The organism is Sinomonas sp. G460-2 (assembly GCF_047759905.1).
GTDB lineage: Bacteria > Actinomycetota > Actinomycetes > Actinomycetales > Micrococcaceae > Sinomonas.
The window spans coordinates 1-1,270 of the sequence record NZ_JBKZWT010000547.1; the positions used below are offsets into that span (position 1 = coordinate 1).

The 1,270-nt window shown below is 71.5% G+C and carries 2 protein-coding genes; both read right to left on the reverse strand.

Annotated features, from left to right (window positions below):
* Nucleotides 1-1,009 (reverse strand): formate--tetrahydrofolate ligase (locus tag ACLN58_RS22330; protein ID WP_415857395.1); only part of this gene is annotated, 1,009 nt, incomplete at its 3' end.
* A 48-nt stretch (nt 1,010-1,057) separates the two neighbouring features.
* Nucleotides 1,058-1,270: glycosyltransferase (locus ACLN58_RS22335; protein WP_415857396.1), on the reverse strand; the 213-nt coding region annotated here is incomplete at its 5' end.

The following is a 1,270-nucleotide window of genomic DNA, read 5'->3' on the forward strand; positions in this document are numbered from 1 at the left end:
CGCGGACGGTCGCGACGAGGACCGCGGCGGAGGGCGCGACGTCCGCGTACCTCGCCTTGATGTCGACGAACTTCTCGGCGCCGAGGTCGGCGCCGAACCCGGCCTCCGTGACGACGACCTCGGCGAGCCGGCGCGCCGTCGTCGTCGCGAGCACGGAGTTGCACCCGTGCGCGATGTTCGCAAACGGCCCGCCGTGCACGAGGGCGGGTGTTCCGGCGATCGTCTGGACGAGGTTCGGCTTGATCGCGTCTTTGAGGAGCATGGCCATGACGCCCTGCGCCCCGAGGTCCGCGACCGTGACGGGCTTGCGCGCGTACGTGTAGCCCACCGTGATCCGCGCGAGGCGCTCCGTAAGGTCCGCCGCCGAGGAGGCAAGGCAGAACACGGCCATGACCTCGGACGCGACCGTGATGTCGAAGCCGTCCTGCCGAGGGACGCCCTGCGCTGGCCCGCCGAGCCCCACCACGATCTCGCGCAGCGCGCGGTCGTTCATGTCCATGACCCGTCGGAAGGACACGCGCCGAGGGTCGATCCCGAGCTCGTTGCCCTGGAAGATGTGGTTGTCGATGAGCGCGCACAGGGCGTTGTTTGCACTCGTGACCGCGTGGAAATCGCCGGTGAAGTGCAGGTTGATGTCCTCCATGGGGAGCACCTGCGAGCGTCCGCCGCCCGTCGCCCCGCCCTTCATGCCGAGGATCGGTCCGAGGCTCGGCTCCCGCAGGGCCACCATCGTGCGCTTCCCGGCCCGCGCGAGCGAGTCCGCGAGCCCCACGGTGAGCGTGGACTTGCCCTCGCCCGCCGGCGTCGGGGAGACCCCCGAGACGAGCACCACGTGGCCGAGCCGGCCCGCGGGCGGCAGGCCGTCGACGTCGATCTTGGCCTTGTACCGCCCGTACAGTTCGAGGGCGTCGAGGGGGATGCCCACGCTCGCGGCGACGTCCTCGATGGGGCGGAGGGTCGCGGACTGGGCAATCTCGAGGTCGCTAGGCGTCGCTGCCGGGGCGCTCATGGGCTCACCCTATCGTTCAGAGGTCACCTCCGGTGGGTTACACCCGAGTCAGGTGACCCCTGGATGGGCGACAACCCGCGGGAGCTGACCCTTGGACGGGAGGGTGTAGTCGCGGACCGCCGTCCGGTACGCCGCGCGCGTGCCCTCGGCGGTCTGCTCCCAGCCGAAGCGCTGCGCGTACATCGACGCGGCCCGGCCCAGGTCCACGCGCGTCGCGGGGTCGTCGTAGAGCTGCTCGAGCACGGCGGCCCAGTCCGCCGC